Below are 10,040 nucleotides of genomic sequence, written 5' to 3'. Positions count from 1 at the left end.
TGGCCGCTCGCGACCTGGTGGAGCCGCATCCGCTCAACGAAGTCGGGCACGGCGTTGACGACGGTGATCTCGGTGTCGGCGGGGGAGAGCCGGCGATGCCGAAGCCCTGGTACTGGCGGCGAGCGCCGTTGAGCTGGGCCGCGACGGGTACGCCCTGCTTCAGCAGGTCGGCGAGCCGGCCGTGCCAGACGGTGGACATCGTCACTTCCTGGCGGCTGAGGAGCATTCCGGGGAGCGGGCCGCTGTCCCAGAACTTCTTGATGTCGGACCGCAGCTCGGTCAGCACCTTGAAGGCACGGTCCACATCGAGCGGGTACAGCTTGTCCATGGGGACGCCGTCGGCCAGGAGTGCGAACTCCAGCTCGGGCAGGTCGGCTTCGGGGTTGCACATCGAGCGGGCGCCCTTGAACGCCTTGGTGTCCCAGAAGTCCGCCCACGACTGAGGCTTCTTGCCCCCGAAGGCGTCGGTGCGGTACGCCATGCACTGGGCGTAGAAACTGGCCGCGACGGAATGGTCGGTGACCAGGTGCTCGGGGAGCTTCGCGCTCTTCAGGCTCTTGATCCGGTCGAGGTCCAGCGTTTCCAGTGCGTCCTGCCCCACGAACTTGGCGTGGTCCATCATCGAGTTGTTGATGAGGTCGAACTGGGGGCGGCCCTGTTTGATCTGGGCCAGCATCTGGGTGCCCTGAAGGTTGGTGACCTGGACGCTGATGCCGGTCTCCTTGGTGAACGGCGTGTAGACCGCCTTCTGCAGGGCCTCGCCGAAGGCACCGCCGCTGTCGCGGACGATGACCGTCTTGCTGCCGCCCTTGCCGCCGGACGCGGCGCGGCTGGTGCCGGTGCCACAGGCGGAGAGGGAGGGCAGAGCGGCGAGAGCGGCGAGACCGCCGGCTCCGCGGAGGAGCGATCTGCGACCGATCATGGGATCATTCATGACAAATCTCCTGTGTGTTGACGCGTGGGGACGGGTTGTGCGGGGAGGGGAAGAGGCGGAGGGAGCGTCAGGAGGGGGGGTGTGGGATGCCGGCGGGACGTGAGGGCCGGTCAGTCGTGCGGCGGGGCGTGGGGGCCCGTCAGTCGTGCGGCGGGGCGTGAGGGCGCCGGTCAGTCGTGCGGCATCGCGATAGCGGCGAGTTCCGCTCCCGCGGCTACGGTGAGTCCGTTCATGCCGTAGAGGATCTTGCCCGTGGCGTTGGCGGCGACCTTGTGTTCGCTGCCGTCAGCCGGGTCGATGACGCGGCCGATGGTCTGACCCTCGGTCACCTCGTCGCCGGTGGCCGCGTCCGGGTACCACAGGCCGGTGGCCGGGGAGGCGACGTGGCCGGTCCAGACCCACTCACGCGGCTGGACGGTCACCGCCGCGACGTGCTGGGGCTTCTCGACGACGCCGAGATGGTGCAGCAGCCGGTACAGCCCGTCGAGCAGGGTCCGCGTTTGCTCGGGATCCCGGTCACCGAGCTGACCGGTCTCGATCAGGATGGCGGGGATGCCCTGGCGTGCGGCCGCGGCGTGGCTGTTGCCGCCCTGGGCGGTGCGGCCCAGCAGCACGCGTTCGTAGCCGACGGCGTGGGCCATGGCCTGTGTCCTGGCATCCAGTTCCTCGTCCGAGGTCAGGCGGTAGCCGACGAAGTCGAGCAGGGTCTCGTCGATGCCGCCACTGTGCAGGTCCGCGTAGGCGTCGGCGCCGCTGATCACCTTCTCGAACAGCCAGGCCGCCAGCCGCTCGGTGGGCCCTCCTGCGGGGTCGCCGGGGAAGACGCGGTTGATGTTGACGTCGTCCAGCGGGGACTTGCCCAGGCGGCCGTCGTACACGGCCGGGGGGTTGGCGACCGGACAGATGACCACCTGGCCGGTGATCTCCTCCGGCTCCAGGAGTCCGCCGAGGCGTGCGGCGGCATCGGTGCCGACGAACTCGCCGCCGTGCACGCCGCCGGTCAGCACCACACGGGGTCCGGGGCGGGCGCCGTTGACGAGGATCAGGGGAATGCCCACGGCCGTGGAGCCGAGGTCCACCGGGACGGTGCCCCGGGTCTTGCGGCCCGGCTCAGCGCTGAGCGGGCCGATGGTGAGTGTCATGTCGTTCCTCATTCAGGCGGTGGCGCGGCCGAGCGTGCTGATGAAGTCGATCGGCTGGTCGGTGCGGCCCTCCATGGCGAGGTCCGCGGCGATGTCGCCCATGGCGGGCGAGACTTTGAAGCCCTGGCCGGAGAATCCGGCCAGCAGGACGATGTCGTCGCAGCCGGGCAGGGGGCCGACCAGCGGGCGGGTGCTGCCGGTGTAGCCCTCCATGAAGACGGAGAGCCGCACCGGGTCGGGGTTCAGGCCGGGCAGATAGCGGCGCACGATCTCGGTGAAGGTCTCCAGTTCGTCGGGGGCGACGGTCCTCTCCAGCCGGTTCGGGTCGTCCACGGGCTGGTGATGGGCCTGGGGCAGGCCGAGCTTGACGGAGAGGCCGTCCGGGGACGGGAGCCCGTAGAAGTGGTGAGCGCCCCTGCGCAGGAAGCCCGGGCGCTCCTCGACGGCCGGGTGGTCGCCGTCGGGCAGGAACCAGGCGCTGATCGCACGGTGGACGCTCACCTGCCACGGCAGGTCCGGAAGCAGGTCACCCACCCACGGCCCCGGTGAGACGACCGCGGCGTCGAAGCGCTCGGTGTCGGTGTCCGTGCGGATCTCCACGCCTCCCCCGGCCACGGGACGGACCTCCCGCACCGGGGTGTAGCGGCGGATCCGGGCACCCAGCTCCTCGGCACGGCGGGCCGCGGTCTGGACGGTCAGCTCGGGGCGGACGAAGCCCGCGCGGGGATCTAGGACCGTCAGGTCACCGTCGTCGACCCGGAACTGGGGGAAACGCTTGGCCATCGCGTCGGCGTCGATCACCTCGTGGTCGAGTCCGTGCTCGGCGATGACGTCCATGACGGTGCGCATGTCGGGGTCGTCGGCCGGCCCCATGAACAGGCATCCCGTCAGCTTGCGCAGCTCCCTGCCGGTCTCCGCCTGCAACTGCTGCCAGAGGGCGTCGGCGTGCCGGACGAGCGGCACGTAACGGCTGTCGTCGGTCTGCACACTGCGGAAGACCCGGGTCTCGCCGCCGGCGGCACCGCGGTCATGGCCGGGGGCGAACCGGTCGTAGGCGACGACTTCGGCGCCCCGGGCCGCCAGCCGCCAAGCGGCCTGGCTGCCCACCGTGCCCGTACCGACGACGGCGACACGTTTCCTCGTGGCCATGTGGTTCTCCTTGCCGGATGTGCCGGATGTGCCGATTGGTGGTCGGGGGGCGTCAGGCCGCGGTGCGGCCGACGGTGGAGACGAAGTCGATGGGCCGGGGCGAGGTGCCGTCCAGCGCCAGGTCGGCGGCTATGTCGCCGAAGGCGGGCGAGAGCTTGAATCCGTGACCGGAGAAGCCGGCGAGCAGGACGACGTTCTCGGCGCCGGGCAGCGGGCCGACCAGCGGGCGACTGCTCTCGGTGTAGCCCTCCATGTAGACAGACAGCCGGGTGGGGTCCGGGTGCAGATCCGGCAGGTGGCGGCGGACCAGTTCGGTGAAGACCTCCAGCTCCTCCGGACGGACGGTGCGGTCCAGCGCGTTCGGGTCGTCCGCCGGGCTGTGCAGCTCCTTGTTGAGCCCGATCTTGACAGAGACGCCGTCCGGGGAGGGCAGTCCGTAGCAGTGCGTGGGGGAGGTACGGATGAACGCGGGGCGCTCCTCGCCGAACCAGGCGTCGGTGGTGGGCACGTACCAGGCGCTGATCAGGCGCCGGATGTCCACCTCCCACGGCAGGTCCGGGAGCAGGTCGTTCACCCAGGGTCCGACGGTGACGACGGCTGCGTCGAAGCGCTCGCTTCCGGAATCGGTGCGGATCTCCACACCGCTCCCGACGGGGGTCATCTCCCGGACCGGTGTGTAGCGGTGGATGCGGGCGCCCAGTTGTTCTGCCCGGCGGGCCGCGGTCTGGACGGTCAGTTCGGGCCGGATGAAGCCGGCGCGACGGTCGAGCACGGCGGCGTCCCCGTCCTCCAGCCGGTACTGCGGGAAGCGCTTGGCCATCGCCTCGCGGTCGAGCACCTCGTGGTCGAGACCGTGCTCGGCGATGGACTGCAGGACGGTCGCCATCTGGTGGTGCCCGGTCGGCCCCATCAGCAGGCATCCGGTCAGACGGCGCAGCTCACGGCCGGTCTCCTGCTGGAGCTGTCCCCACAGGGCGTCGGCGTGCCTGAGCAGCGGGACGTACCGGGAGTCCTCGAAGTGCGCGCTGCGGAAGATGCGCGTCTCGCCGCCGGCGGCACTGCGGTCATGACCGGGCGCGAACCGGTCGTAGGCGACGACTTCGGCGCCCCGGACCGCCAGCCGCCAAGCGGCCTGGCTGCCCATCGTTCCGACGCCGATGACGGCGACGCGCTTCTTGGCGGACACGGGTCTTCCTTTCGTTTCCGGGCGAGGATGCTGGGCGCCCGGCCATACGGACTGTGGGGTTCCACGGCATAGGGCAGCCGTGGCCCGAGGATCACTTCTGCCAGGGGGTGCGGAAGCCCCCTAGTACCTGGCGTGGGAGTCGGCGATCTCCCGGGCCGTGTCAGCGACCAACCGCCCCAGTTCGGGGAGGCGTTCCGCGTCGTAGCGCGTGCTGGGCATCGAGACGGCGACCGTCGCGAGCGGTGTGCCGTCCTCGTCGAGGATCGGCGCGGCCACGGCGCACACCTCCGGCAGGTACTGGTTGCGGTTGACCGAATAGCCGTCGGCCCGCACCCGCACCAGCTCGGCACGCAACTGTTCCGGATCGACCGGTGTGGCCTCACCGAAGCGTTCCAGCCCGTGTTCGACGGTCTCGTCCACGTCCTCCTGCGACAGGTGTGCGAGGACGGCACGGCCGGTGGCGGTGGCGTGCATCGGCGACGTGTCGCCGATGGCGTGGAAGGTCCGGACCGCGTGCGTGCAGTCCACCCTGTCCACGACCACCATGTACCGCAGCCCGTCCGGCACCGACAGGTGGATGGTCTCGTTCACGGCGTCCCGCAGCCGGATCATCGGCTCCCGCGCGGCCGCGCACAGACTCGACCCCTGGAGCGCCGCCGGCCGGACGACCAGGGCTCGGGCGCCGATCTCCCAGCGCGTCGTGTCCTTGCGGTTCGCCCGTAGCCACCCCGCCTCGTTCAGAGTGGCCAACGAGCGTTGCACCGTCGACTTGGGGAGCCCGAACAGTTTGGTGAGCTCCCCCACCGTCACCGGCTGGTGATGCGCCACCGCCTCGAGGATCCGCAGCGACCGGGTCACGCTCTTCATTTCCATTTGCTGCCCCCGTCGATTTCGCTGAGATCCATACGCACATCGATTGAATTCCTTCGGGCAGACACCCTGTCCGGGCGCACCGGGCCCGTTACCGCAGAATTCAAGAGCGGCAGCGACGCATTTCCCGACTGAGGCCCGAGGGCCGCAGTAGGAACGTCTCGCGACAACTGGATGAATGTCACGCCACAAAGCATCGGCATGGAGCCCGGTTGGCACTACTCGTATTTCTACGAGGTTCGCAGGGGGAGCCACTGGGTTGTCGGCGGGCGACTACGAGGTTCCTGCCGAGCGGCTACGGGGTCCGGCCCGGCCTCCACCAGGCCACCGCGAGCCCACCACCGGGCTCCGGGTGGCTCACGCCGGGCGCGCCACCGGCCCCCAGGGACTGCTGCGGGCCTCCACCGGGCCGCTGCAAGGCCCCTGCGACGCGACTACGAGAGTTCTACGGGGGTCGACCCCGAGTTGGCCGTCCACCAGGCAGCGATCTGGGACCGGCTCTCGAAGTCGAGCTTCGCCAGCACGTTCTTGATGTGGTACTCGGCCGTACGCGGGGAACGTCCGATGGCGACGGCGATCTGCTTGTTGCTCATCCCCTGGGCCACCAGGGCCGCCACTTCCCTCTCGCGGCGGGTGAGCGAGTGCTCGGCGGCGGCCCGTACGGCGTCGCCGACGGGCTCGGTGCCGGAGTCCAGGGTGTACTCGATGGCCTTGGCAGGAGTGTCGAAGTCGGCCCCCTCGGCGAGCGCGTCGGCGTACACGGGCCGCCCCAAAGCCTCGACGACCTGTTCCTCGCACCTCCTGTGGTCGTCGGCCATCTGGGGATCGAAAGCGTGGAGTGCTGTGCCGGCACCGCGCCACAGAGCGCCGGCGGCCCCCAGCAGCCGTGCGGCCCGCAGGTGCTCTCCGCCGGAGGCGGTCGCCCAGGCGAGATGCTCCAGCGTCAGCCCGACCGCCACATGGTCGTCGAGGCCCCGCAGGCATTCGAGTGCGGTATGCATCAGTGCCACGGCGGCATCGAGGTCACCGCGCGTCCACGCCTCGTAGCCGAGCGCCTTCAGGGTCTGCGCGCGATTCCAGCACTCTCCCTGCGCCTCAGCGGCGGCGACCGCCGCACTGCCCGTCTTCACCGCCCGGGGATCTATGAGATAGGCCTGAAGCTGAGCCAGGCCGAGCATCCACGCCGTCGCCGCGCGGTCGTCGCCCAGGGCCCGGCAGCCGGCCACGGCACCCTCGAAACCGGCCAGGCCCTGCCGAAGCTGCCCCCGGTACTGCGCTCCCACGCCGCGAAAGCCCTCGATCTCGACGCGGACCATCGGCTCGTCGAACCGGCTGACCAGTGTCTCGGCCTCGTCCAGCCGACTGTCGGCCACCGCGAGGTCGCCCTGCAGGAGCGCCACCCAGGCGGCCTTCGGCAGGGCCCGCGCGCGGACGGCGGTGGGCTCGGGCGCCGCTGCGAGCGCACGGTCGTACTGGCGTCTCCCCTCGGCGAGGAGGCCGCCGGCCCACCAGTAGAAGCGGAGGGCCGACACCAGCGCGAGCCTCACCTGAGGATCCGCATCGCACTCCAGGGCCGCGAGCAGGTTCGCGTGCTCGGCGCGCAGTCGGGCCAGGGCTTCCGCCTGGCCCGGACCCAGCCAGCGGCTGTCGATGCGCTGTGCGAAAGCGAGGAAGAAGTCGCGGTGACGCAGCAGCAGCCGCTCCTCCTCTCCGGATTCCGCGAGCCGCTCCCGCCCGTACTGCCGGATGGTCTCCAGCATCCGGTAGCGAGTCTGCCCCTCCGTCTCGGTGGGCAGGACCACGGACTGAGCGATCAGCCGGTCCAGCAGGTCCAGCACCGCGCCCGGGCCTATTCCTTCGCCCTCGCAGACGCCTTCGGCGGCGGACAGGGTGAAGCCTCCTGAGAAGACCGACAGCCGGCTCCACAGCAGCCGCTCGTCGGGAGTGCACAGGTCCCAGCTCCAGTCGACCGTCGCCCGCAGCGTGCGCTGACGCGGCAGGGCGGTCCGGCTGCCGCCGGTCAGCAGCGCGAACCGGTCGGCCAGCCGCTCTGCCACGTCGTCGACCGTGAGGGTGCGCAGCCGCGACGCGACCAGCTCGATCGCCAGCGGCACCCCGTCGAGGTCGTCGCACAGGCGATTCACGGCCGCCCGGTTGGTGTCGGTGACCTGAAAGTCCGGGCGCACGGCAATGGTCCGCTGCCGCAGCAGTTCGACCGCCTCCTCCTGCGGCAGGGGAGGCACGGCGAGGATGTGCTCACCGGTCAGGCTTAGCGTCTGCCTACTGGTCGCGACGACGTGCACGTCCGGACCCGAGGACAGCAGCGCCTGCGCCAGCTCCGCACAGGCATCGGCTACATGCTCGCAGTTGTCCAGCACCAGCAGTGCCCGGCGCCCGGACAAATACCCGATCACCTGGGCGACCACCGGCCTGGCGCCCGACTCCGGTATCCCGAGCGCCCGCGCGAGCGCGCCCCCGACCTCCGACGGATCTCCGACCGCGGCCAGATCCACCAGCCACACCCCGCCCGTGAAGAGCTTGCTGGACGCCGCAGCCACCTCGAGCGCCAGCCGCGTCTTGCCCACGCCGCCCACCCCGGTCAGGGTCAGCAGCCGTGCCGAGCCCAACAGGCTACGAGTTTCGGCCACCTCGTGCCGCCGTCCCACGAACGTCGTGAACGGCACAGGCAGCCCGCCAGTGGCGGTGATCCGACCTGTCACATCGCCACCCAACTCTTTCCTCCGAAGCGGGAAGACAGACACGGCCCAGGGGCCGGCACAGACGCCGCACCCGTTCGACGGACCGCGTCGTGGCCCGCCAACGCCTGCCCGGCCCAGCTGTCACCACGGTGAACATGTCCAGGCCGCAGACCAGGACATATGTCTATAGAAGAACAGGCTCAAATGGAACCTCTGAGCACTGTCGATGTCACCGCCCCCTCCCCTCGCGGGCGGATCCCGCGTCTACACAGCCCTCGCCGCGGAGCGGCAGCACTGGGCAGAGGAGCACGCACCAGTGCGGAGCAGCGCATGGAATCGGCCATGTTCACCCCATTGACAGGCAACTCCCATCAGGCGTCTCATGTGCCAAAGTGTTGGATTTGGCCAACTTTTGCTCGGTCCTGATGACGATTGTTGATTCCGTCACGCGGCCGGGCGCCGAAGTGGAGGTAACACCCCATGCGCCGCGTCTGGCTCCTTGTTCTCGCCGCGCTGGCGGCTCTCCTGCCGCAGGCCCTCCTGACGAGCACCGCCCACGCGGCGACCGTCAGCATCCCGAACGGAACCCAGTTCACCGACACCACCGGTGCCATCGTGCACGCCCACGGCGGCGGCGTGATCAAGGTCGGGTCCTATTACTACTGGTTCGGTGAGAACCGCAACGAGGACAATTCCTTCAGATATGTGTCGGCCTACCGCTCGACCGACCTCAAGACCTGGGAATTCAGACGCCACGTTCTGACCCAGGCATCCGACCCGGAGCTGGCGTCCGCCAACATCGAGCGGCCCAAGGTCATATACAACGCGGCCACCGGCAAGTTCGTGATGTGGATGCACAAGGAACTGGCCACCGACTACACCCAGGCCCGTGCCGCCGTCGCCGTCTCGGACACCGTCGACGGCGACTACGATTACCGGGGCAGCTTCCGCCCCCTGGGCTACATGTCCCGCGACATCACCGCCTACGTCGACGACGACGGCACCGGCTACATGATCTCCGCCGCCAACGAGAACCGGGACCTGCACATCTACCGCCTGACCCCCGACTATCTCAACGTCGACAGCCGCGTACAGCTGCTGTGGCAGGGGCAGCTGCGGGAGGCCCCCGCGATGTTCAAGCGCAACGGCGTCTACTTCCTGCTCACTTCCGGCGCCACCGGCTGGAACCCGAACCAGCAGAAGTACGCCACCGCCACCAGCATCACCGGCACATGGAGCGCCCTGCAGAACGTCGGTGACTCCACCGCGTACGGTTCCCAGACCACGTTCGTCCTGCCGGTCCAGGGCACCGCGGGCACCGAGTACCTCTACATGGGTGACCGCTGGGGCAATTCCTTCGGCCAGAACGTCAACGCGTCCAAGTACGTATGGCTGCCGCTTGAGTTCCCCACCAATACCACCATGACCATGGACTGGTACCCGCAGATCACCGTCGACACCGCCACCGGCAAGGTAGATGGTGTCGGCGGCCCGTGGGAGACCCTCACCGCCCGCCACAGCGGCAAGTGCATCGACATGCCCAGCAAGTCGCTGGACGACGGCGTCCAGTTCACCCAGTACACCTGTAACGGCGGCATGAACCAGGCGTTCTGGTTCAAGGACATGGGCAGCGGATACGTCCAGCTCATGGCCCGGCACAGCGGGAAGTGCATGGACGTGGCCGACAACTCCACCGCCAATGGCAACAAGATCATCCAGTGGCCCTGCACCACCGGGACCAACCAGCAGTGGCAGCTCCAGGACGCCGGCGACGGCTACGTCCGCCTCGTCTCCCGGCTGAGCGGCAAGTGCCTGGACATCGAGGGCGCCTCCACCGCCGACGGCGCCAAGCTCATCCAGTGGACCTGCGGGACCGGCACCAACCAGCAGTTCAAACGCGCGAGCTGATTCCGCCACCACACCGGGGTGGCCTGCGGACGTCCGGCGGGCCACCCCCTCATTTGCCCTGGTGCGCGGCGGCGAGCGCCAGCTGCGCGAGAAGAAGTAGCGCTCGGAGACCAAGCGGGGGCGCTCCGCGAAGAACTGGACCTGAGCCCTGT

General features: G+C 69.6%; 6 protein-coding genes and 1 pseudogene. 1 reads left to right on the top strand and 6 read right to left on the bottom strand.

From position 1 onward, the window contains the following. Window positions 1-190 precede the first annotated feature (190 nt). The 6 genes and pseudogenes from ABZ948_RS29655 to ABZ948_RS29630 all read right to left on the bottom strand — a co-directional run. Window positions 191-922 (bottom strand): annotated as a pseudogene (locus ABZ948_RS29655) (extracellular solute-binding protein); the annotation flags it as partial. A 182-nt stretch (window positions 923-1,104) separates the two neighbouring features. Next, entirely contained in the window at window positions 1,105-2,076 is a 972-nt protein-coding gene (locus ABZ948_RS29650) for a succinylglutamate desuccinylase/aspartoacylase family protein (RefSeq protein WP_359764600.1), read from the bottom strand. Between the two features lie 12 nt (window positions 2,077-2,088). Further along, window positions 2,089-3,225, bottom strand: a complete 1,137-nt coding sequence (gene solA / locus ABZ948_RS29645; protein WP_359764598.1) for an N-methyl-L-tryptophan oxidase — start codon at window positions 3,223-3,225, stop codon at window positions 2,089-2,091. A 52-nt stretch (window positions 3,226-3,277) separates the two neighbouring features. Beyond that, window positions 3,278-4,411: an N-methyl-L-tryptophan oxidase gene (gene solA, locus ABZ948_RS29640; RefSeq protein WP_359764597.1), complete on the bottom strand. Its 1,134-nt coding sequence runs from the start codon at window positions 4,409-4,411 to the stop codon at window positions 3,278-3,280. A 120-nt stretch (window positions 4,412-4,531) separates the two neighbouring features. Continuing rightward, window positions 4,532-5,278 (bottom strand): IclR family transcriptional regulator, encoded by a 747-nt coding sequence (locus tag ABZ948_RS29635; protein WP_351336132.1) that lies wholly within the window; start codon window positions 5,276-5,278, stop codon window positions 4,532-4,534. A 437-nt stretch (window positions 5,279-5,715) separates the two neighbouring features. Next, complete coding sequence (locus ABZ948_RS29630; RefSeq protein WP_359764594.1) at window positions 5,716-7,929, bottom strand: helix-turn-helix transcriptional regulator; 2,214 nt, start codon at window positions 7,927-7,929, stop codon at window positions 5,716-5,718. A 531-nt stretch (window positions 7,930-8,460) separates the two neighbouring features. On the opposite strand from ABZ948_RS29630, the gene ABZ948_RS29625 reads away from it, so the two are divergent. Beyond that, complete coding sequence (locus tag ABZ948_RS29625; RefSeq protein WP_359764591.1) at window positions 8,461-9,888, top strand: RICIN domain-containing protein; 1,428 nt, start codon at window positions 8,461-8,463, stop codon at window positions 9,886-9,888. Window positions 9,889-10,040: the final 152 nt, after the last annotated feature.

It is taken from the genome of Streptomyces olindensis (genome assembly GCF_040645895.1).
In the GTDB taxonomy this organism is placed as follows: domain Bacteria; phylum Actinomycetota; class Actinomycetes; order Streptomycetales; family Streptomycetaceae; genus Streptomyces; species Streptomyces olindensis.
This window is presented reverse-complemented; position numbering and strand designations above follow the sequence as displayed.